A 23525-nucleotide genomic window follows, 5' to 3' on the forward strand; every position below is an offset into this window, starting at 1 on the left:
ATAAATATCATCAGTACTAACGAATGCGTTACAGAAAACCAAATGTTCGATATTCCTGCTATGAATATCCCAACGAATACGAACCACTTTGTAGAAATTTTATCTGCGATAATACCATTAATTAATTTACCAATAGCATACATCCAGAAAAAAGCTGTACTAATAATACCGATTTGAGTTAGTGATACTTGAAGTTCCTCTTGAATATCAGGTAATGCAACTGACAAGTTTACTCTACCAAAATAGACTACCGCATAAACTAGCCAACTAAGCGCAAATATCGTCCATTGCCATCTAAATAATCGCTCGGCATTAGTCATATTCAATACTCAACATACCTGAAATAGGTACATTAAAACATTGAATTCCCGCTTCAAAGTTAATGGGTATATTTGATATAAGTTCACCAAAACAATTGTGTATATAACTTGTTCCTCGTACTGACTTCGTAAAGTCTATTATTATTGTTTCTTGCTTATTAGAATTAATAATTATTTCTCTCTGTGCCATACTTAGAACTTTGAGATATTGACTATTATAGAGTACGGTAATAGATTCGAACTTTGTTGTTGCATTCACAACTGGATAAAGATAATGGGGTGAATAAGCGATTAACTTCCCACTTAACAATGTTTCTTTATGCTTAATCCAGAAATTCAACCAAAACTCTATGACCTCATATTGTTCTTTACTCATTTCATGCAATTTAACTGATACTTGAGGTACCGAGAATAATGCATGAATAAATTGTAATGCAACATTTTCAGGCTTTTCATCCTTATGCCACATCATCATATCGGAATGAACAGCTGTGATACCAGCTAGCAATCTGATGTCGAGTGAACCAATTCTATTTTGACTGTAGTTGTTTGGACAATCTGCTACTCTAAACATATTTCCATACTTCCTCATCATAGGGCCAATATACTGTTGACGAAACTCAATCATGATGTCTGGTTTAATCGCTTGTAGTCTACAAATCGTATCAGATAATAGTTGGTCAACAGCTTCCGGCACCGAATCATAATCTCTACCTTCACCAATAGAGTATTTCAATTCTTCTGACATAACGAATGAATCAACAAAATCTAATTTAAAGCCATCTAGATTCCAATCGAGCAAAGCTTTTTCATAGATTGATATTAAATATTCTCTTACTTCTGGAAAACGCGGATCTAATATTGAAGTATCGACATCGTAGTCATTCAAATATTTGCCTTCGTAAGTAGACCATACTTGACTCTTCTTCCCAACGAATGGGACGGAATACCAAAGTAAAAACTTCATCCCAAGATTTTGTACGTCTTGAACAAATTGTTTCATATTAGGTATGCGCTCAGTTGAAACTTTCCAATCTCCACAGTAAGCATACCCTCGCTCAGAATTAATCGTTTGCCAGCCATCGTCAACAATAATCGCTTCACAGCCAAGTTTCTTCGCATAGTAACATTGTTGTAGTAATTCATTCGGATCTACATTTTGATGAAAACTGTACCAAGTGGAGTACATCGGCATTTTTGCTATCTCAGGAACAGCAGCAGGTTCATAGCCAGGCTGAGTTGCCCACCACTGAGCGACATCATTTATTGCTTCCTCATATCGTATTGAACGTCTATCAATACGAACATCAACAATATACTCATCAATTGGCGGAGAAGCTTCGATAAAGAATTCAGTATAAAATTCGATATTTGCCGATTCTTCTTGCACACCTGCACGTAATGCTATCGTATTCATCGCATCGGACAGAGCAAATGTTACTTTGTTGATGTCACTTTCGTTGTATAGACAGCAGACAGGTGCTAAAGAAGTTGATTTGGTTTGTATCGGTTTCTGAAAATCAATACGTAGTCCTTTGTCTCTTCCAGATCCAGCATCCCAATAACCTGCAATATCAACAGTAGGATAATACCATTTCATAATAACTGGTTTTGGAAATACATATTGCTGTCTTTTCATTGATATCCGATAAATTTGAACGCCTGAATCACTTTGTAGTAGTGTCGTAGTAAATTTGAAATTATTATCTGAATCAATAAATTCAAACTTAATCTCTTGTTGCTGTATAGTCATATGCATCTCCTCTAAATACATTAACCCTTCACTGCTGAACTAACAGTAAGTGCCTTCTCGATTTGTTCTGAAAATAATAAGTAAACTACTATTGTAGGTATCGTTGATATTACCATAACTGCCCCCATAGCTCCCCAATCAGATCCGAACTGAGTTTGGAAGTAAAGCAAGCCTAACGGCAATGTTTTTAGTGTATTATCACTAATCATAATAAGCGCAACTAAAAATTCATTCCAAGCAAATAAAAATACAAAAATACTAACTGATGCAATGGCAGGCTTCACTAATGGAAGCATTATTTTGAAGAAAATAGTATAGACACTAGCACCATCTATCGCTGCGGATTCCTCAATTTCATATGGTAATGACTTGAAGAACGCATAGAAAATAATTGTAGAAAAAGAGAGTTGGAATGCAACATACGGTAGTATAACAGCGAAATAACTGTTGGATAAATGCATATCTCTAACTAGAATCAATAAAGGAATAAGAATGATTTGCATTGGAATAAACATACCTGATGTCATAAAGATTTTAGCTATTTCTGAACCTTTCCAACGCATTCTGGCAGCAGCGTAAGAGAACATCAAAGATAATATTACCGTCAAGATTACTGTACCAATTGAAACAATCATACTATTTTTAAAGAAACCGACGAGATCGAATGTATTGAAAGCATTCGTGTAATTCTCAAATCTCCATTCCGTCGGGATACCAAAAACGTTTGTCGAAAATATTTCTTCATTGTTTTTGAAGGAGTAGAATAACAACCACACAAGCGGATAAATACTTACGATAAAAAACAACCCGAGCGGACCGTAGACTAATGTGTTTTTAGCGAATTGATTAAGCTTCATGTGATCCTCCCATTAATAAACGATTTTCTCGCGTGCAATAAAACGATTAATTAGAATCGTGAATAATAGACATTCAATGACTAATAATGTTGCAGCTGCAGATCCATATCCATATTCACCCGAACGGAAGGCTGCTTTATACATCATAAATGTTAAGGTGTATGAGATATTACCTGGACCACCGTTTGTCATAACAAACATGTTTTGGAACGCGTTTAAACCACCTGTAATTGCAATAATTAAACAGAATTTATAAGTTTCCCCTAACAACGGAATTGTAATTTTCCAATGTGATCTCCAGAATGATGCACCATCTATTGTAGCTGCTTCATATAATTGCTCTGGAATCGACTTAATAGCGGTATATATGAGTACTAAGTGAATACCGATATTTGCCCATGCGTTTGTAAATGCGATTGCCCAAATCGAACCGTTCTTATCACTTAACCATGATTGCTGATAATCAATACCCAATAAATTAAATAAGCTATTTATTAATCCGCCTTCAGCATTGTACATTGCGATCCATAGTTGAGAGACTACAACTCCTGACAGTACAACTGGAACAAAATATGATGTGCGAAGTAATTTTCGTAGTTTTAATTTCTTATTACTTAATGCAATAGCTAACAATGTTCCTAATCCCATTTGGTATACAACTAACACTAAAGCAAAGATTAATCCGTTTTTTAAAGAAACCCAAAAATCATCATCATCTAACAAACGAATATAATTATCTAGTCCACTAAATACTGCCGGCGATAATCCATCCCAAGTGAAAAAACTTTTCTGAAACGTTTGTAAAATTGGAAAGATAACCATAACAGAAAAGAATATTAATGTTGGTACTGTAAAGACAATAACAGCTAAGTTATATTTCTGTTTTGATGTCATAAAGCCTCCCTGATTATAAACAGGTTGCCTTAATCAACAAAGGCAACCTGATTAATACTTGCTAATTATTTTCTTGAGTTCTCAATTGCTTTCACCATTTTTTCAACAACTTTATCTGCCGATTCTCCAGATAATAATACTTGAGCAATATCTTCAGCTTCAGTTTTTAACTTAGCATTTTCAATTCCCCATGCGAAGCTAGTCATTGTCTTAAAGTTTTTAGAATCATCAGCATACTGTTGTTGTAATGGAGTTAATCCATTAACCGGCACAACTTCTTCTACTAGAATAGAGTTAGGGTCAGCCAACAACAATACTCTTTGTTTTGCAAATTCAAGTGCGAATAGTGCAGCATACTTACTAGCTACTTCAGGGTGTTTCGTGTTTTTTGCAACAGAGAATCCTTGATTGAATCCACCACCACTTACGTTCCATTTCACTGCTTCTTCTTGACCAGCATCAGAGAATGGAGTATATAGAATACCAACACTATCACCCATTACTTCAGCTACTGAGCCCATAGACCAAGCACCATTGACATACATTGCAGCTTTTCCAGATGTGAATTGAGCTTTGGCATCATCTGCTGTTGTATTGAAAGCATTTTTAGATAAAAGACCAGCCGCTACTAGCGTTTCTATTTTTTTAGCAGCTTGAACGTAAGCCGCATCAGAGAATGTACCTTCGCCTTTATCGATCTTTCTTAAACCACCAGGCTCATGTCCCGTCGTTGCCATATCTAGCAATAATAGACCAGGCCATTTTTCTTTAGCGAATAATGCTAATGGTGTAATTCCTGCTGCACTGAAAGTTTCTACGGCAGTTAGATACTCATCAAAATTCTCTGGAACTTTTACATTATGTTCAGCGAACAAATCTTTGTTGTAATACATTAACCCTGCCCATTGACCAACGTTAGGAATCGTGTAAGATTTTCCGTCTTCATTCCATAACATTGCTTTAGAGCTTTCATTAAGTTTTGATTCAATGTCTAGCTCAGCAACGATGTCATCAAGTACAAGTAAGTTATCTGAGTTTTTGAATGTTTGAATTAATGCACTTGAAGCAAAGAAGATATCTGGTAGATTTCCTGCTGCTGCATAAGTTTTGATTTTTTGCTCGTCATCTTGACCAGCTACTTCAAATTCAATTTCTACTTCTGGCATTACTTCTTTTAGAGCATCTCTAGCAGCATCATATACGGCAATTTCCGCACCACTATATTGAGCATAAAACTTAAGTTTAATAGTTTCTTGTTTTACAGCCCCATCTGTTGTTTCATTGCCTTTGTCGTTATTTTTCGGCTGATTTACAGTTGTATTACCATTATTCGATCCACACGCTGAAACCAATAACGTCAAAATCATTACGACAATAAGTACACTGCTTTTGTTTAATAACTTTTTCATTGTTATCCCCCTTATGTGTTGTATACGTTTTCATTTTAGTTAATCTTTAATCATTATCACAGGGATAAATCCGCACTAATTTGTACTTTTCGTAATCTATTATTTATTCTTTACTGTAAATTCACTTGGCGTAAACCCCGTATGTTTTTTGAAACTTTTGCTGAAATAAGCCAAATCATTGTAACCGACTTGCTCAGCAATATAAGAAAGTTTGAAATTGTTTTCCTCCAATAGAATCCGCTTAGCTTGATTCATTCTTGTCTCAATTAGAAAATCATTGGCACTTATACCGATTCCCTCTTTGAATATTTTCAATAAATATCGTGGTTGAATAAATAATTGTCGAGAGATATCCTCGATTTTCAACTCACTATTCGCATAATTTTGCTCGATGATTTGCATTGCTTTAGTTAACAATTGCGAGGATTTCGTATTCTTCTGTTTTTTGGTAAGATCCAATGCACTCATATACAAATCTCCAATCCACTCCATCGCTATTTTAATGGAGCGCATCTTCTTTATCTCATCAATCGGTGAATAATTTACAGAAAACAAATTTTCTAATTTGTTATTACTTTCATTCAAATAAATCATAACGACTGATACAAGGCTCAACATCATCATTTGAACATTTTCGATTGAAACATTCATTTTCACGATATCCTGATGTATTTTTTCTAGTTCTCTATTAATCTTTTCTTTATCTTGTTTACGTAAACATTTAAGTAGTTCATCATTTAGATCGCTAGAATAAAAACCATTAGCAAGCTTAGTAGTCTCAAGTTCTGAGTAGTAGATTACATCTTTATCCGAGTATAATAGCTTATATTGAATAGCCAATAATGCTTCTAAGTATGATTTTTTTATATCCACTACACTTTCGTAAATTTCTCCAATACCAATATTAATATTGAAACGAAATCTTTTTTTCACCACATCATATAATTGTTGCATAGCAATCTCACTAACATTGTTGGTAGATGCAATATAATGACCAAAAGCAATTAAGATGACTTGATTCTCAGGGCCATAGAAAAAATACCGATCTCTTTCATTCGGAAATAAATCGGATAATATGTTATGAACGATATACTTTCTTAATTTCATTTCATTATCATCAATATCATTTTCTGTATTAATTTCAATACATAAACTTTGAAATCTACTTACTGGTTGTATATGAAAGAGTTCATTAAATTTATCTTTAAACATCGCTTCTTCTTTGGAAAGGTCATGACTGACCATGTAATATAGCAAACTATCCTTATTAAATTTAAGCTCGTTCTCGCGTTTAATATTTTCAAGTCGTTCTTGATCCAATTTGGATTTTACTTTTTGAATGGTTTGCAACAATTCTTCATCATTAAATGGCTTGAGGATATAATCATCTACGCCAATTTTCATCGCTTGGTGTATATAATCAAATTCATTATGCCCTGTCACCATGACAATAAATATAGATGGGTACAAATGCTTTATATTTTGCGCAACCTCTATTCCATTCATATAGGGCATATTAATATCTAGAAATACAATACTTGGCTCACTTTCTTCTATTAATGCCATCATCTCCATGCCATTTCTTGCTTCCCCACAACATTCGATCTCATACTTGTTCCAATCGATTACATTTCTAAAGTACGTTCTAAAGTGTGTCTCATCATCTGCAAAAACCATTTTAAACATGTTGCTCACCTCTCACATGATTAGGAATAATAATTGTTATTTGTGTACCTTCATTTTGCTTACTCTTAATTTTCAAACCATAGTTTTCACCAAAGTACAATTTAATTCTTTCATTGACACTTCGCATTCCGAAATGTTGCTCATGGGATTCGCTACTCATAATTTTTTGTAATTGAGTTTCTTCCATTCCTACACCATTGTCTGCCACAACAATATGAATAAGTTGTCCATCTATATATCCAGAAATATGAATACTTCCAAAACCTCTACTTTCTTTAAGTCCATGATAAATAGCATTTTCAACTAACGGTTGAAGTGTCAGCTTAGGAATAATATACTCTTTCAACTTTTCATCAACTGATATCGTAAAGTTAAATAAATCTGAATATCTCATTTGTTGAATGTATAGATAGCTATTCAAATTGTTAATCTCTTCACCTAATGTAATCAGTTCACGTCCGTTACTTAACGCAACACGATAAAAATCTCCTAATGCTTTTGTTGCTTTACTTGCTCGTTCACCATCACCTGACTTACAAAAAATGTAGATTAGTTCCAACGTATTGTAGAAGAAATGAGGCTTAATCTGCTCTTGAATAAGTGCTAATTCATATTCACGTTTCTTCGTCTGTTCTTCCTTAATACTTGTTAGCAAATCACTAATGCGAACGAGCATCATATTCAAACCTTTGCTTAGCACGCCAATCTCATCATATGAATCTACTTCTACTAACTTGTTCAAGTTACCATCGCGAATACGACTCATATGTTTGGCAAGAACAATAATCGGACTAGCTATTGATCTAGAAAGAATAATCGCTCCTATAATTGCAAGCACTAGCGCAAAAACAGCAACAATAACGATTAACCTAGATACTTTTAATATTTCACTCGTTAATTCATCGATACGAATTTCATTAATTAATCGCCAATCATGTGTTTCAAATATTAAAGAGGATTGAATGATTTCTTTGCCATCAGTATTGGTAGTATTCATGACATAACTATCTTGATGCTTCATTATTTCCCATCGACCATTGTCAACATAACTTAATATGTCTTCGGAATTGTTAGAGGAAATAATCATACCCTCTCCATCCACGATATAATAACCAGAGGAAGCTTCAATACCAATTGTATCGTAAACATTAGAAAGCGCTTTCTCATTTATGTTAACAAAGAGATAGCCCATTAGTTCCATCGTATTCGTATCTAATATTTTCTTCCCTAAGGTTAGAACAGGCTGGTCATTATCTAACGTCCAATAGTCTCTTGTTTGCATAGAAAACCAAACAATACTACCATTACTTTGCTCTACTTGCTCGAACATTTCACTTTTAATACCTTCAACAGTTCCTTCAACTAAAAGATTATCTGTTTTGTATATATAATAATTACGATCAATATATACAGCAGATTCTACTTCTGGAAAAATCATTTGAGCGTAGGCCAACCGATTTTCAACTTGATTGCGCAGCTCATAATCATCATTAATTAGTATCTCATTAGGTTTCTCAATAACAGGGGGGAGTTCCTTAAGTTTTACCTCCTTGTTAAGATCAAGCATCGCACTGATCGAGAAACTTTCTGCCTGATTAACAATACTATCAATTCTGGTAACAATTAATTTTGATTCATCTGCAACATTTTTTTCAGCTGTTTCAATGGTGGAATTCGAGTTAATAATTAAAGAAATACCACTTACAATAAGTAAAGGAATAATAACTAGTGGGAAATATATCATAATGATTTTGTAATATATTTTTTGCCTTTTAAACCAACTTACTTTTTTATTATTCATTGATTTCTCCTAATAAGAATTTTTTTATGAATGAATACTATTTTGCATATACTATATCAACATTAATTATTAATTAGCAATCGTAATGTATTATGACTTACGATAGTCATGAGTCGCTTACCATATTTTCGTGATAAAATAATTATAGTACTACATATAATAAGATCATATATAGAGACGTTGGATACATCTAAGGAGAGGAAGAACAACCATGGATAAATTAACAAAGCTTCAAGACTTGCTTCCTAATATTAGCGGACTACTTCCAGAGTGGGTGGAGCAAAGTAAATCATTGAGCCAATTCGGCAAGGTTGCTTCCTACATTCCAGAACTAGCAAAAGGAAATAAGGATGCTCTAGCAGTCCATATGCTTGATGCTCACGGTAATGAAGTTAGCGTCGGTGATGTCAATACCGTATTCACTTTGCAAAGTATTTCAAAAGTGTTCACCTTATTGCTCGCTTTAATGGATAACGGTGAAGAGATTGTGTTTAATAAAGTTGGAATGGAGCCGACTGGCGATAGTTTCAACTCTATGTTAAAACTTGAGCTTGTTCAACCAGGCATTCCATTCAATCCATTAATAAACGCTGGAGCTATCGCTATCTCCTCGCTTATTCAAGGCGATTCACAGCAACATAAGCTTGAACGTGTACTTCATTTTTTCCGTAAATTAGCTCATAATGACTCCCTACAATATAATGAAAATGTGTATCAGTCAGAATTACAATCCGCTGATCTAAATCGATCTATGGCTTATTTTTTGAAAGATAATGGTGTGCTAGAACATAGCGTGGACGAGGTATTAGATGTATACTTCCATCATTGCTCGATTGATGTTACTTGCAAGGACCTTTCAAGAATGGCGTTAATTCTTGCTTACAATGGCACCGACCCAATTACCCGTGAAGAAATTGTACCTAAGCGTTATGTGCAAATCGCCAAATCATTTATGGTGACATGTGGAATGTACAATGCTTCAGGTCAATTCGCTATTCAAGTTGGTCTACCTGCTAAAAGTGGGGTGGCCGGTGGAATTCTTACGTTAGTTCAAGGTTCAATTGGAATTGGTGTTATCGGTCCTGCACTGAATAACAAAGGAAACAGTATTGCAGGTGTTGATCTATTAGAGAAGTTATCCTCGCATTATGATCTAAGCATGTTCTAAATAAAAAGCGTCGAGTGAATAGAATTTCTTCTACGAACTCGACGCTTTTTTACTTGGCATCCAAAACGATTTGTCCTTGTACAAGCTTTCGATATAAACCGTCTTCACGAAGTAACTGCTCATGTGAACCTTGTTGCTGCAATTGACCATCTTGTAGCACAATAATTTTGTCCGCTTGACGAATCGTATTCAATCGATGGGCGATAACAAATGAAGTTCGACCGTTCATTAATCGTTCTAGTGCTTCTTGTATTTTGATTTCTGTTACAGTATCAATACTGCTCGTAGCTTCATCAAGCACCAGAATAGAAGGATTTGCGATAAGCGCTCTAGCAATGGCTATCAATTGCTTCTGCCCTTGACTGATTCCCGCTCCACCTAATTTCAATGTAGTAGAATAGCCATCCTTCAGCCTCATAATAAAGGAATGGGCATTTGCAAGCTTAGCGGCTTCAATTACTTGATCTGAAGTGGCATCCAATCGACCATAACGAATATTTTCCATAATCGTTCCTTCGAATAGATACGGATCCTGCAAGACAAACGCCATATTAGAGCGTAAACTTTCACGCTTAATACTCGAAATTGGTCTACCATCAATAAGTATGCTGCCACTACTCGGTTCATAAAACCTTGACAATAGAGAGATCAATGTAGTCTTACCTGCTCCAGTTGGACCAACGAATGCAACGGTCTCGCCTGGTTGCACAGTAAAACTAATATTAGAAATCGTACTTCTACCCTCTTCATACTCGAAACAAACTTTATCGAATTCTACTTTACCGTCTATTGCTTCAACAGATGAAGCAGACTGCTCATCTGTATTTTCCTTCGGCTCATCAAGAATTTGAAATACACGTTCTGCACCCGCAATAGCCGATAATAATGTATTCCACTGATTGGCAAGATCATTAAGTGGTCTTGTAAATTGTCTCGCATACTCCGCGAAAATAATAATTACTCCTACAGTTATCGCATCGGTCCATAATGTCAGTAATGCACCTACACCAACAATTAATGCAAAACTTAACGAATTTAGACCATTCATTAATTTGGGGATAAATCCAGAAATCGCTTGTGCCCAGTATCCCGATAATCTTATTTTTTCATTACGTTCTTGAAATTGCGAGATCACGACATTTTCTTGTGAGAATGACTTAATAATCTTCTGCCCCGATAACGTTTCTTCGACAAATCCATTTAACGCTCCGAGATTACGTTGTTGTACTCTGAACAATCGGCTTGTTCGACCAGATATCCAGCGCATTCCAAAGAACATTAATGGAATAACGCAAAACGTAAGTAATGTAAGAATTGGGCTTAATAACAACATAACGACTATAATACCGACAAGCATTAGTGTACTCGAACAAATTTGAATAAATGAGCTATTCATCGATGAACTTATATTATCGATATCATTCGTAGCACGACTCATAAGATCTCCTTGCTGTCGTTTGGTGAAAAAAGGGATCGGCAACCGATGAAATTGACGGAATAGATCATGGCGCATACGATAAACGGTTTGTTGCGAAATCGTAATCATCCATATATTTTGTAGCCAATTGACTAATGCATGTAATCCATATACGCCCGCCATTAATAAGAGAATACCGAGTATACCTTCCTGATTACCAACAATATAATTATCAATTGTATAACCGACTAGATAAGGTCCTAATAATGAGAACCCTGTAGCCAGCACAATCATAATCAATACAGAAATTAAACCGACTCGATAAGTAGCAAGATACCCCCATATTCGGCGTAATGTCGCTGGCATTTTATCAGGTCGCTTCACCTTCATAGGCGCTCGACCTGGTGCACCACCTAATCCCAATCCTTTCAGTTTTGTATCTTTAACACTGGAATTACTTTCTTCTTCTCTGGCTAGTAAAGAGGAAGGAGACTCATATTGAAATGGAATCATGAATTGTTTCTTCCAATATACAAGCTTCATCTTCCACTTATTAACTGAGCTGAACTGATACTCGGACATGAATCATCCCTCCTATCTACCGATTGCGATTGATAGATCCTCTGGTACAAAGATGAGCGCATTAACAATTCATCATGCTGCCCTTCTGCAATGACTCTTCCATCATCAATAATAAGAATTCGATCTGCCATTGCTGTAGAACTCATTTTTTGAGTGACGAGTAATACTGTACAACTTAATTGTCGAATCGCTGCTAACAATTTATTTTCAGTTTCCACATCAAGTGCACTAGTACAATCATCTAATAGTAAGATTTGTGGCTTACGCACTAATGCTCTTGCAATACTCATCCTCTGTTTCTGGCCTCCAGAAAGATTCACACCCTTTTGTCCAATAAGCGTATCGTACCCTTGAGGTAATTTCATAATCGTCTCATGGATTTGCGCCATTCTAGCCGCATCGATAACTTCATCCATCGTTGCATCTCTTTTTCCCCATCTAATATTTTCTGTAACTGTTCCTGTGAAGAGCAGTACCTCTTGTGGTACATAGCCAATATTAGAACGAAGTTGATGGAAGGAGTAATCGGTAATAAGTTGATGATCAACGGTAATGATTCCTTCATTCACTTCATACATTCGAGGAATTAATTGTAATAAACTAGATTTACCCGACCCTGTAGACCCCATAATAGCAAGCATCTCACCTTCATCAACTTCAAAAGTAATATCCTGTAACGTCTTAAGCTCAGATTGCGGATATGAGAAATTAACGGATGAAAAGTTAATATGTCCTGCAAGTTTTTGAATTGGTTCCTTATGTTCATCATTTTCATCAGAACGAACATTATCATTCTTTGCAACTTGAAATACTTCATCAATTCGATTCATTGACGCCGCAGCACGCGATATATTCGTAACAATCATCGAGATCATCGATAGTGCACCTGATATCCGCAACGCATAATTGACTATAGCAACGATGTCACCAACAGTTACTAGCTTTCCTGCATTAATTTGTTCTCGCGCTACCCATATCACTAGTAGAATACAACCATTAACAAGGATAATTACTATCGGCATCGTAAGTTCGGCAAGTCGTAATGTCGCGATCGTACGATCTCTTAGTTGCGTATTTTGTTGCTCAAAACGATTATTTTCATGATCCATTCTTACGAATACACGAATTAAGCGAATACTCATTAAGCTTTGCTGCATCACACGGTTTACATGATCAAGTTTTTCCTGAACTAATCGGAACAATTTATTATTGCGAAGCATTACCCATGCTAGAAAAACGGCTAATATCGGAAAAGCAATGAGTAAATATATCGCAAGTGAAGGATTAATAATAAATGCCATCAACATACACCCAATAACAAGTAATGGCGCTCTTAACATAATGCGCATTCCCATAAAGACCGCATTTTGCACCTGAGTGACATCATTAGTCATTCTCGTCATTAGTGAAGCTTCTTGAAAGTGACTGAATGTATGAAAGCTCATCTTTTGTACCCGTTCATAAAGCGATTGCCTAATATCATATCCAAAGTTTTGACTGACATGGGCAGAGTAAAAAGAACCAATAATTCCGATAATAAATGCGAGTAACGTCGTACCAAGTAAGATGCCTCCCCACATTATCATAGCGTTCATATTTCCAGCGACGATGCCATCATCAATAACTTTTGACATCATGAAAGGCTGAAAAACTTCAATAAGCAATTCAATTAGCATCATACTAACTGCAATACCAACAAAAAATTTATAGGTTCGAAGAAAGCTTATTAACGTACGCATCGTAGTTACTCCTCTCTGAAGTTATTGCTATTATTGAATTTTAAAATGGATCATGATAGTAATATTATCCATCAGTACCTTTATTATAACGATTTAAACCGTAAACTTGAATAGTATTTTTATATTTCTAAATATCTTAATCTAGAGATATTAACGATTAATTTTCATTATCGCCAGATGCTTCTGGACATAATTCTATTGTAATCTTGCAAGTGTTACATATATAAGGAAGCCATTTGGTATAGGTATTGGCATAAAACACGAAAAAAACCAGTGCTGGCACTGGTTATATCGCGTATACTGCGTCTTTCTGTTCATGCTTTCCACGTAGCAGAATACGATCTAATATTAGTTTTTCAAAATGTATAAAATCATTATTGCGTTCGCGTGGTCTAGCTAACGTAATATTCACATCAAATGCTATTTGTCCTTCTTCAATTAGAATGACACGATCAGCTAATGCTACTGCCTCATCTACATCATGCGTAACAAGAACCGTTGTGAATTGTTGCTCTAACCATAGGTTTTCAATAAGATTTTGCATCTCAATTCTCGTTAATGCATCGAGTGCCCCAAGCGGTTCATCAAGAAGCAACAATCTAGGAGATGACACTAATGCTCTTGCAAGTGATACGCGTTGATTTTGCCCACCAGACAATACACTCGGCCACTCATGTGCATAATCACTCAAACCTACTTGGGCAAGAGAGGCTAATGCTTGCTCGTAATTTCGAGACTTCATACCAATTTGTACATTTTCTACTGTACGTTTCCATGGCAGCAATCTCGCTTCTTGAAATAACATTCTCGTATCCTCACGAATACTATCGATTGAAAACCCATCCAATAATGCTTCACCTTTTGATGGCGTCTCAAGTCCAGCAAGTAACCGCAACAATGTACTTTTGCCGCAACCACTTCTCCCTACAATAGCAAGAAATTTCCCTGGCTCAATCTCAAAATCAATGCCTTTCAGGACTTGCTTATCCCCAAAATTTTTGTAGACGTTATCAACTACGAGTTTTGCCCCAGTTGTTTTTCTACTCATCGTTAGCCTCTCTCCTTTCAAGATTGCTTTGAATAGCTCGGATGCCATTGTAATAGTTTCTTCTCTAATGCTTTAGCGATAGAATCAGATAATTTACCAAGAATAGCATATATAATAATTGCAAGCACAACGATATCTAATCTCATAAATTCGCGTGCGTTCATTGCCATGTACCCAATACCTGAATTCGATGATATCGTCTCTGATACAATTAACGTAAGCCACATAAATCCTAGCGCATAACGAACACCTACTAGAATTGAAGAAACTGCACCTGGAAAGATAACATGTCGATACAGTTCTTTTCCTTGCAAACGATATACTTTGGCCATCTCTATAAGACCTGGATCAATCGACCGAATACCATGTAAAGTATTCATATAGATAGGAAAGAAAACGCCCAAGACGACAAGAGAAATTTTGGCAGTCTCACCGATTCCGAACCATATAATAACAAGTGGAATGAGAGCTAGATGTGGTACATTACGTATCATCTGTATTGAGCTATCTAAGAGTCTATTGGAAGTTTGTGAAAGACCATTAAGCACACCAAGGAAAAATCCAATTGCTCCTCCTATTGCAAATCCGATAAATGCACGTATCGTACTACTCCATACATAGCCAAATAACTCACCTGAAATCGTAAGCTTAACTGCTGCCTGTGCCACCGCTAGCGGAGTCGGTAATATTCTCGTTGAGATCAATCCGAGCTGCCCAAGTAACTGCCAAACCATAACAATTAATATTGGGATAATTGCAGGTGCGATCGAACTATCTATTAATTTACGAAACCATTTCATATGATGTACCTCCACAAGCAACAGACTAGATTTTCAAAAATTTATTATAGGCGACAAATTCACCATCTGCTTTGATCTTGGATACTGCCTCGCCACCACGTTGCGAGTTAACTGGTAATAGTGGGAATAACAACTCCGCAACACGATATGATTCTTCGAGATGAGGATAACCAGACAAGATGAAAGATTCGATACCAAGATCAGCGTATTCCTGAATGCGATCTGCTACTGTTTGCGGATCTCCAACCAGTGCTGTCCCTGCACCGCCACGTACAAGACCGATTCCTGACCATAAATTTGGAGATATTTCTAAAGCTGAACGATCTCCTTTATGAAGCTCACTCATTCTACGTTGACCCACTGAATCATAACGCGCTAATATGCGCTGTGCTTCTTCAATCGTCTCATCATCGAGATATGAAATTAATTTGTTTGCAGCTTTCCAAGCTTCATCATTTGTTTCACGAACAATAATGTGTAGACGGATTCCGAACTTCACTGTTGTGCCACGTTCTTCTGCCAAGGCACGAACTGCTCCTATTTTCTTTGCAACTTCCGCTGGAGGCTCGCCCCATGTTAGATAGTAATCCACATGATCGGCAGCTATTTGTAATGCAGCTGGAGAAGAGCCGCCAAAATATAGTGGAGGATAGGGCTTTTGCAGCGCTGGGAGCAACACTTCACCTTCCGTAATCTTTAGATGCTTGCCTTCAAAATCTACTTCTTTTCCTTGTACTAAATCTCTCCATACGCTTAAAAATTCATCTGTTTGTTCATACCGTTCCGTATGATCTAGAAAGACACCATCACCTGCAAGTTCATGTGGATCACCGCCAGTTACAACATTTACAAGTAATCTTCCGTCAGACAAGCGATCAAATGTTGATGCCATACGTGCAGCAAGGGTTGGACTCATTAGACCTGGACGAATTGCCACAAGAAATTTCAAATTTTTCGTCACAGGAATTAGTGAAGATGCTGTAATCCAAGCATCTTCACATGCTTTTCCAGTAGGAAGCAATACTCCTTGAAATCCTAACGTATCAGCAGCTTGAGCAACTTGACGTACATAGTCATAATCAATCGCTCTTGCTCCTTTTGATGTGCCAAGATATTTACTATCTCCATGTAGTGGAATAAACCATAATATATCCATATTCAAATCCTCCTCCAATTAAATTACTTTTTCAATGTTGCTTCACTTACATTAATGGCTTCTGGTATTAGCTTTAGGTCAAAGAATGTATCTGCGATACTTTGCTGTGCTGCAATCGTATCATCACTAATCGGAATAACACCCCAACTACGATGTGATAATGCCTGCACCAATGATGGCTCATCGATTCCTAATGCAGGTGAAAGTAACTTCGCAACTTCAGCTTGATTATTCTGTGCCCACTGATCTACTTCATCAATTTGATCTAAAATAACTTTAATAACATCATCATGCGCCTTAGCAAAATCTCGTGATGCCAAATATATTTCATAATTCTTTACTAGCCCTTCTCCATCAACCAATACTCTCGCTTCGGTCGCAAGTTGAGCTGCAGAATAGAATGGTTCCCATATTACCCAAGCATCAACATTGCCACTTTCGAATGCAGCTCTTGCATCAGCTGGAGGTAGAAATACAACTTCAATATCCGAATAACTTACGCCTTCACTTTCCAAATACTTCACTAGTAAATAATGAACATTAGAGCCTTTATTAAGTGCAACTTTCTTACCAACTAAATCTTTTGCAGTTTGAATGGTTGACTCTTTGGGAACAAGTATACTTTCTGCTTTCGGACTTTCATTAGAATGAGCTAGATATACTAATGGTGCACCAGCTGCTTGAGCAAAAATCGGTGGAGCTTCTCCCGTATGACCAAAATCAATACTGCCTACATTTAACGCTTCTAACAATTGTGGACCGCCTGGAAACTCTATCCACTCCACTTTGTATTTCAGTTCAGCAAGCTTATCTTCTAAACCACCGCGCTCTTTCAAAATATTAACAGATGCATATTTCTGGTAACCGATACGCACAACTTTATCTCCACTTGACTTTCCTTCACTATTACCACAAGCAGCGATTACCACCATCGCCGTAATCATTAAGACACTCATTAACGCTTTCCAATTAACTATACTCGTACGTTTGCTTCTCATCTCACTCACTACCCCTCATCATTAATTCATTCATTTCCTACCTGTTTACTTGTGTATGTTACACAAAAACTACCATCCAATGAATTACACTGTCAATAGGCTGATGAACATTGAGGATGAATGAGGAGCAATGAGTAAAACGAACAACTCTATATTGATTTCTACTACTTTTTACAGTATTATGAAAGTAATTACAATTCCAACTATTCGGGTATGATTAATATAAATTAGAACGGAGTGATGGCATTGTCCAACGGACCTTTTCAATATATCTCGATTCATGAAGCGATAAATCAATTAGGGGTAAGTCGTGCTACAATCGACCGCTGGCGTAAAGAAAAGTCTTTACCTTATATTAAAATAGGAAAAGAAGTACTATTTGACCCAGAGCAAATTCAGAAGTGGATTGCCAATCATCACTCCGAGCAATCACATACTCAATCATCTAATGACCTATCTGCCCCCACGATCTTAACCATTGGTTATCAAACTACTTCCGCGCAACTATGGAGTCCACTTGTCATGAAACAACGAGCATTATTTGAAGAAGAATTAGAAATTGCATTTCCGAATCGTCACTTTGAGCTCCATTGGGTTAATGCCCCTAACGGCATGGAACTTGTCGAAGAACTAATCGCAGGTCGTGTCCATATTGCCTCTGTAGGTGATTATCCAATCTCAGCAAGCTGGAACTTAAGTCAGGTACTACCTCGTTTTAACCCCATCTTTCTCGCATTTGACGGAAAATCTACTGATAACAATGGAATTTCTCTTGTTGTACCCACTGGTTCGAAGATGAATTATTCCGATCAATTGCAAGATGAAATTTTCTCCGCTGTAAGTGGATCTAGCTCAGCCTATCGGCTTAACCAATGGAAAAACCAACATCGTATTCAATCCGAAACAATTGTACATCGCAATATGGGTGATTGTCTTAATGATATCGTTGGAAGACATATTGGAGCTAGTATGCTTTGGGAGCCTTATCTAAGCTGGGCACAGCATATAGGTGCAGGTCAACGGATTAGAGGTGATTCCAATAATTCGGACTATCTAACTGGATTAATCGCTGATCAGCAATGGGTAAGTCAGAACGAAGATATTGTCATCTGCTATCTAAAGGCTCATATTCGTGCACATCAATATATTCGAGAGCACAGTGAAGATGCTGCATTCCTCATTAAAAATGCGAGCGGATTTCCTGCAGAAGTTGTCTATCAAGCACTGTCACATATTCACTGGGATGCATCCATCTACCAACGAGATGTGCAAATATTATTGGATATGAAGCAAAGTCTCTCACCGTTTACTTCGACGCCTTATCAAGGTGAATTACAACGCATTAGTTTCAGGAGCCAATATTTACAACAAGCTGTTGAATCATTAAAACTTCCTCAATTGCCTGACTTTCCGCTACTTGGTGATTGGTCGAAAGATCTTATGTATTAACACGAATGATCGTAAACATGCCCTTAAAAAAAGTATTGACATTATTTTCATATACAGCATAAAATATGGTCAACGTATACAAGAAGATTCAACCAGTTCACTGGAGAATCACAATAACTCTACCTTTTCGTAAAGGGGATGTTGTTGTGATTTTTTTTATTATAAAATCCGAGTTTTCTCATTGGATAAGTGAATTATAAAGGAGTGGTCATTGGATGAAATTATTTTGGTTTATCCCAACTTATGGAGATGGCAGATATATTGGCTCAACAGTTGGCGCTCGTCACACATCTATTGATTACTATAAGCAAGTCGCTGTCGCAGCAGATCATCTAGGCTATGAAGGAGTACTATTACCTACCGGAAGATCTTGTGAAGATGCGTGGATTACTGCATCTTTTCTAGCAGAAGCAACACGTAACTTGAAGTTTCTTGTGGCTTTACGTCCTGGTATTATTTCTCCAACTTTTGCAGCAAGAATGGCCGCCTCATTCGACCGCCATTCCAAAGGAAGATTATTAATTAATGTGGTTGTTGGTGGTGATTTGGCAGAGTTAGAAGCTGATGGTTTATCTTTGGAACATGATCAACGATATGAATTAGCAAATGAATTCCTTACAGTATGGCGTGGTCTACTAGCTGGTGCGCAGATTAATCACGGAGGTACACATTTACACATTAAAGAAGCCTCAAATTTCTATGCCCCCCTACAATCTCCACATCCTCCACTCTATTTCGGTGGTTCTTCAGCCGCTGGCATAGAAGTAGCCGCTAACCATGCAGATGTATACCTAACTTGGGGCGAACCGATTGAGCAGATCAAAGAAAAAATAGCAACTGTTCGCGGGGCATATGCAAAGGTTGGTCGATCCGTAAGTTTCGGTATCAGGTTACATGTCATTGTGCGTACAACAGAAGAAGAAGCATGGGCGGCGGCCGATGAGTTGATCTCTCATCTTGATCAAGCAGCGATAGACAAAGCTCAAGCGATTTATGCACGAATGGATTCACATGGACAGAAGCGGATGAGTCAGTTACATCATGGCGATCGAAGCAATCTCATTATTGAACCTAATCTATGGGCCGGCATCGGATTGGTTCGTGGTGGAGCGGGAACTGCACTAGTTGGTTCAGCCCAGCAAGTTGCTACCAAGATGAAAGAGTATGAAGCTCTTGGTATTGAGACATTCATCTTGAGTGGTTATCCGCATCTAGAAGAATCATATCGAGTGGCAGAGTTATTGTTCCCTTTGCTTCAAACCAACGAGACTCAACAACCATTACAAGGCAGCGGTGAAATGATCGCCTATCATTACTCACCCTCGCCCTCAACTTCTTAAGCAATGAGGGAATCCAGATGAAACGTACACCTATTTCTACTTGGCTCATATCTACTTTTTCTGTCTTATTCGTGCTTTTGATCTGGTGGATACTATCCGCCAATCACGTATTGAATGAATTATTTATGCCTTCACCACAAAAAGTATGGGCAGCGTTAACTTCCATGTGGAGTAATGGCTATAAAGGAATCTCACTTGGTACACATCTTGTTGATAGTTTAACTCGACTAGCATTAGCCTTTACTATCGCGTTACTTACAGCAATTCCACTAGGTTTATTGAGCGGTAAAATTAGATGGATTCGAGCAATTCTGTACCCTTTCGTAGAATTCTACCGCCCTTTACCTCCATTAGCATACTACACATTACTCGTTCTTTGGTTCGGCATCGACAATACATCGAAAGTTATTCTATTATTTCTAGCATCATTTGCTCCATTATATATTGCCGTTGTTGCAGGAGTTGGACGAATACCAGAAGATCGGATTCTTGGTGCAACTTCGCTCGGAGCTAATAAGGTACAACTATTCCTATACGTCATACTTCCTTCAATCTTGCCAGAACTTTTTATCGGCTTACGTACATCGATAGGTATTATGTACACAACACTCGTTGCAGCCGAGATGGTCGCTGCAATTTCAGGCATTGGCTGGGTCGTACTTGATGCAAGTAAGTTTTTGCGAAGTGATATTGTTATTGCCGGCATTATCGTCATGGGAGTTATTGCAGTAGCGATAGATGCTTTGCTGCGCTTACTAGAAAAGCGGATTGTTCCCTGGTATGGAAAAGAATAAAACTATAAATTATTGGAGTGATATTTGATGAAAAACAAAAGATCAATTTTTAAGAGTATTACAATTACATTAATTGCATTGCTACTATTAAGTGCATGCGGTCAAGGGAAAGACAGCGAAAAAGATAACAAGAGTTATCCTAAAGAAGTAACGATTGGCTATCAAGTGATTCCGAATGCTGAATTACTTGTCAAAACATTAGGTCTAGCTGAAAAGAAATTTCCTGATGTGACGATTAGATGGGTTCAATTCGACTCAGGTCGTGATGTCAATACTGCAATAGCTTCAGGCTCAATTGATTTTGGTCTTGCTGGTTCTGTCCCTGTATCAATCGGGGTATCTAGTAAATTAGAGTATTACGTCTATTTCTTACACGATATTATCGGAGAAAATGAAGCACTTGCGATTCGTAATGACACTGGCATTGCAACAATTCAAGACTTAGTAGGGAAAAAGGTCGCTGTTCCATTTGGCTCTACTGCTCATTTCAGCGTATTATCCGCCCTGGCTAATGCAGGTATCACGCAGGATCAAGTGACGGTACTTGATCTTCAACCGCCTGATATTCTTGCTGCATGGCAACGGAAAGACATCGATGCCGCGTTCGTATGGCAGCCTACTTTAGCCAAATTAGTAGAAGATAACGGTTCGCTTCTCTTATCCGCGAAAGATCTAGCAGCGCAAGGTGCAATTACATCCGATACAGGTATAGTAAGTAAAAAATTCGCAAATAAATATCCAACATTCGTAAAAGATTATGTAGCAGTATTAGATGAAGCGATAGAAATATATCGTACAAAACCAGAGGAAGCTGCTAAAGCTTTAGCTCCATTGCTTAGTACGTCAGAAGAAGAAAGCCTTGCGCAAATGAATGAGCTAGTATGGCTAACTTCTAAAGAACAACAAGATGAACAATATCTTGGTAAAGGTGCAGGTAGTGGATTTGGTAAAGTATTAAAAGCAACTGGCGATTTCCTTGTTGAGCAAGGTACGATTGAAAGTTCACCAGAGTTATCAGATTATGAAAAAGCAATTTATGTCGCTGGCATTGAACAATAAATAAATTACAGGAGGCATATGTATGGGTGTTACCGCACAATTTATAGCTACGCAGCTTGATCAACAGCCTGTCGTTGCCATCGAGTTAGATGAAGTCGCTTTACACTATGGCACAGGAACGAAGTTACGAGAAATCATTAATCCACTAAAACTATCTATCGAAGAGGGTTCCTTCGTATGTGTACTTGGTCCATCGGGTTGTGGAAAGACATCATTATTGCGGATGCTAGCAGGCTACTTGGCACCAACAGATGGAAAGATTGAACTATTTGGTCAGACACATGTTAAGCCAGGACCTGACATTGGCGTAGTGTTCCAACATAGCAATCTATTTCCATGGCTAACCGTTCGAAACAATGTTGCATTTGGTTTGAAGATGGCAGGAATTTCGCGGTCGGAACGTAATCAGCGTACGCAACATGGATTGGAACAAGTAGGGCTAGCCCATGCAGCTGGATTATATCCGCATCAGCTTTCAGGAGGGATGAAGCAACGCGTTGCCCTTGCACGTACGCTTATTACTGAGCCTTCGATTCTGTTGATGGATGAGCCATTTGCTGCTTTAGATGCGATTACTAGAGAAACATTGCAACTTCAATTGAAGGAACTATGGCGTAATGAGAAGAGGACGATTTTCTTCATCACACATGATGTTGACGAAGCTTTGCTTCTCGGCACTCGCATAATTGTGCTTAGTCCTTCTCCAGGTCGAATCAAAGAAGATATTACTAATACTGTGCATAATCCTCTAAGTTCACTAAGCGGCAGACAGTCTACTCAGTATGCAGCATTACGTGAGCGGTTGGTTACTTCATTGAAAGTGTAATTGAAAACTGCCTCACTTCTCGTTATATCACGGGATGTAAGGCAGTTTTTATTGTTACTCAAGCAATAATAACTGCACTAGAGCATAAGTAGATGTTAGGAACTATGAATGCTTCATTCTACTTCACAATCCTGCTATACTGTTGAAGTAGCTAAATAGAATGGGGTAGACATGATGGAATCTAAAGTTCAAGAAATTGCTGAGTGGATGTTACACGAAGTTAAAGAAATAGGTACATTACACCAAGAAGTAGCCGTTGCTTATATTGTACAAAACTACGGTGAACAGTATCTATATGTTAATGATAATGGAAATCAATCAATTGATAAAGAAGTTAAGAAGCTGTTCAAGAAACTGCATGGCGGACGAGCAGCATGGGATAGAGACGGATTTTTCTGGGCTTGGACTTAACTGAATACATGCAAAAAA

Annotated in this window: 20 protein-coding genes (1 of these 20 running past the window's edge); 7 read left to right on the forward strand and 13 right to left on the reverse strand. The window is 37.4% G+C overall.

Features of this window, described 5'->3' with window-relative positions; genetic code table 11:
- The 7 genes from NAG76_00025 to NAG76_00055 form a co-directional block, all read right to left on the reverse strand.
- A protein-coding gene (locus NAG76_00025) for an MFS transporter (protein URN94682.1) crosses the window boundary here: on the reverse strand, positions 1–320 show its start. 925 nt of this gene lie to the left of the window's left edge; 320 of the gene's 1245 nt are visible here — the first part of the coding sequence; the start codon lies at positions 318–320; its stop codon lies off the left edge, out of view.
- On the reverse strand, positions 313–2073 hold the full coding sequence (locus NAG76_00030; GenBank protein ID URN94683.1) for an alpha-galactosidase: 1761 nt from the start codon (positions 2071–2073) through the stop codon (positions 313–315). The genes NAG76_00025 and NAG76_00030 overlap by 8 nt, the downstream gene beginning before the upstream one ends.
- Positions 2074–2093: 20 nt before the next feature.
- A complete protein-coding gene (locus NAG76_00035; protein URN94684.1) occupies positions 2094–2930 on the reverse strand; it encodes a carbohydrate ABC transporter permease in 837 nt (278 codons plus the stop codon).
- A 12-nt stretch (positions 2931–2942) separates the two neighbouring features.
- Positions 2943–3824 carry a sugar ABC transporter permease gene (locus NAG76_00040; GenBank protein URN94685.1) on the reverse strand — a complete coding sequence of 294 codons (882 nt, stop codon included), beginning with the start codon at positions 3822–3824 and terminating at the stop codon, positions 2943–2945.
- 65 nt (positions 3825–3889) lie between these two features.
- Entirely contained in the window at positions 3890–5233 is a 1344-nt protein-coding gene (locus NAG76_00045; GenBank protein URN94686.1) for an extracellular solute-binding protein, read from the reverse strand.
- Positions 5234–5332: 99 nt separating this feature from the next.
- Positions 5333–6919, reverse strand: coding sequence for a response regulator (locus tag NAG76_00050; protein ID URN94687.1), 1587 nt, complete (start codon positions 6917–6919; stop codon positions 5333–5335).
- Complete coding sequence (locus NAG76_00055; protein ID URN94688.1) at positions 6912–8720, reverse strand: sensor histidine kinase; 1809 nt, start codon at positions 8718–8720, stop codon at positions 6912–6914. The genes NAG76_00050 and NAG76_00055 overlap by 8 nt, the downstream gene beginning before the upstream one ends.
- A gap of 211 nt (positions 8721–8931) precedes the next feature.
- Between NAG76_00055 and glsA the strand changes: the two genes are divergently transcribed.
- Positions 8932–9888, forward strand: a complete 957-nt coding sequence (glsA, locus tag NAG76_00060; protein ID URN94689.1) for a glutaminase A — start codon at positions 8932–8934, stop codon at positions 9886–9888.
- A 49-nt stretch (positions 9889–9937) separates the two neighbouring features.
- On the opposite strand, the gene NAG76_00065 is transcribed toward glsA, so the two are convergent.
- From NAG76_00065 to NAG76_00090, 6 genes are all read right to left on the reverse strand, one after another.
- On the reverse strand, positions 9938–11887 hold the full coding sequence (locus NAG76_00065; GenBank protein ID URN94690.1) for an ABC transporter ATP-binding protein/permease: 1950 nt from the start codon (positions 11885–11887) through the stop codon (positions 9938–9940).
- A complete protein-coding gene (locus NAG76_00070) occupies positions 11845–13626 on the reverse strand; it encodes an ABC transporter ATP-binding protein/permease (protein ID URN94691.1) in 1782 nt (593 codons plus the stop codon). Before NAG76_00070 ends, NAG76_00065 begins: the two co-directional genes overlap by 43 nt.
- 286 nt (positions 13627–13912) lie before the next feature.
- Positions 13913–14674 carry an ATP-binding cassette domain-containing protein gene (locus NAG76_00075; GenBank protein URN94692.1) on the reverse strand — a complete coding sequence of 254 codons (762 nt, stop codon included), beginning with the start codon at positions 14672–14674 and terminating at the stop codon, positions 13913–13915.
- 17 nt (positions 14675–14691) lie between these two features.
- On the reverse strand, positions 14692–15474 hold the full coding sequence (ssuC, locus tag NAG76_00080; GenBank protein URN94693.1) for an aliphatic sulfonate ABC transporter permease SsuC: 783 nt from the start codon (positions 15472–15474) through the stop codon (positions 14692–14694).
- Positions 15475–15499: 25 nt separating this feature from the next.
- The gene (ssuD, locus tag NAG76_00085) at positions 15500–16630 is read right to left on the reverse strand and encodes an FMNH2-dependent alkanesulfonate monooxygenase (GenBank protein URN94694.1); all 1131 of its coding nucleotides are present in this window, start codon (positions 16628–16630) and stop codon (positions 15500–15502) included.
- A gap of 23 nt (positions 16631–16653) precedes the next feature.
- On the reverse strand, positions 16654–17628 hold the full coding sequence (locus NAG76_00090) for a sulfonate ABC transporter substrate-binding protein (GenBank protein ID URN94695.1): 975 nt from the start codon (positions 17626–17628) through the stop codon (positions 16654–16656).
- Positions 17629–17874: 246 nt separating this feature from the next.
- Between NAG76_00090 and NAG76_00095 the strand changes: the two genes are divergently transcribed.
- The 6 genes from NAG76_00095 (at position 17875) to NAG76_00120 (ending at position 23507) form a co-directional block, all read left to right on the forward strand.
- Positions 17875–19077: a helix-turn-helix domain-containing protein gene (locus tag NAG76_00095; protein URN94696.1), complete on the forward strand. Its 1203-nt coding sequence runs from the start codon at positions 17875–17877 to the stop codon at positions 19075–19077.
- 215 nt (positions 19078–19292) lie between these two features.
- Positions 19293–20417, forward strand: a complete 1125-nt coding sequence (gene ssuD / locus NAG76_00100; protein ID URN94697.1) for an FMNH2-dependent alkanesulfonate monooxygenase — start codon at positions 19293–19295, stop codon at positions 20415–20417.
- Positions 20418–20434: 17 nt separating this feature from the next.
- Positions 20435–21211 (forward strand): ABC transporter permease subunit, encoded by a 777-nt coding sequence (locus tag NAG76_00105; protein URN94698.1) that lies wholly within the window; start codon positions 20435–20437, stop codon positions 21209–21211.
- A 27-nt stretch (positions 21212–21238) separates the two neighbouring features.
- Positions 21239–22270 carry an ABC transporter substrate-binding protein gene (locus NAG76_00110; protein ID URN94699.1) on the forward strand — a complete coding sequence of 344 codons (1032 nt, stop codon included), beginning with the start codon at positions 21239–21241 and terminating at the stop codon, positions 22268–22270.
- Positions 22271–22292: 22 nt separating this feature from the next.
- Positions 22293–23096, forward strand: a complete 804-nt coding sequence (locus NAG76_00115; protein URN94700.1) for an ABC transporter ATP-binding protein — start codon at positions 22293–22295, stop codon at positions 23094–23096.
- Positions 23097–23270: 174 nt separating this feature from the next.
- On the forward strand, positions 23271–23507 hold the full coding sequence (locus tag NAG76_00120; GenBank protein URN94701.1) for a hypothetical protein: 237 nt from the start codon (positions 23271–23273) through the stop codon (positions 23505–23507).
- Positions 23508–23525: the final 18 nt, after the last annotated feature.

Source organism: Candidatus Pristimantibacillus lignocellulolyticus, from assembly GCA_023639215.1.
In the GTDB taxonomy this organism is placed as follows: Bacteria; Bacillota; Bacilli; order Paenibacillales; family Paenibacillaceae; genus Pristimantibacillus; species Pristimantibacillus lignocellulolyticus.